This window comes from Bradyrhizobium sp. MI1.3 (genome assembly GCF_055811695.1).
On the sequence record NZ_JBVVPQ010000223.1, the window covers coordinates 1 to 854 of the forward strand.

Sequence of the window (854 nt, forward strand, 5' to 3'; positions counted from 1 at the left end):
CCCACCGCCATGGCCGCCGCCATGGCCGCCTTTCGCCAGTACCGCTCCCGCCAGCATGCACGCAAATGCCACCGCGGCAATTCGAATGACCGGTCGCACCATTGTACCCTCCCGCGCAGACCCCTGCCATTGAGGCATCGGAACTGGCGGGAGTTGGAACCGACAGGACTGCCGAAAGTTCCCGGTCGTTAGCTGCGCAGGCTCTCCGCCTCCGGCACGATCTTGCCGGGGTTGAAGATGTTCTGCGGATCGAGCGCATGCTTCAGCGCCCGCATCGCATCCAGCGCTTCCGGCCCGAGCTCGGCCCTGAGATATTTCTGCTTGCCCTGGCCGATGCCGTGCTCGCCGGTGCAGGTGCCGTCCATCGCCTGCGCCCGCTCGACCAGGCGGTGCATGAATTCCTCGCCGCGCGCCATCTCGTCGGCATCGTTGGTGTCGCAGACCAGCGAGCAGTGAAAATTGCCGTCGCCGACATGACCGACGATCGGCGACAACAGATTGAGGCGCTTGAGGTCTTCCTCGGTCTCGCCGACGCATTCCGCAAGCCGCGAGATCGGCACGCAGACGTCGGTCGCGACCACGCCGATGCTGTCGCCGGGCCGTAGCGCCTTCACCGACCAATAGGCGTCGTGCCGTGCCTGCCAAAGTTTTGTGCGATCCTCCGGCTTGGTGGTCCAGGAGAAATCACCGCCGCCGCAATCCCTGGCGATCTCGCCGAACGCCTTGGACTGCTCGGCCACCTCGATCTCGCTGCCGTGGAATTCCATCAGCAACAGCGGCGTCTCCGCCAGCGTCAGCTTCGAATAGGCGTTGCAAGCCTTCACCTGCGCGGCATTGAGCAGCTCAATGCGCGC

General features: G+C 65.0%; 1 protein-coding gene. It reads right to left on the minus strand.

The window, feature by feature from the left end; all coding sequences use genetic code 11:
* Positions 1–188 precede the first annotated feature (188 nt).
* Positions 189–854 (minus strand): FAD-binding oxidoreductase (locus tag AC0L3A_RS40755; RefSeq protein WP_473256583.1); only part of this gene is annotated, 666 nt, incomplete at its 5' end.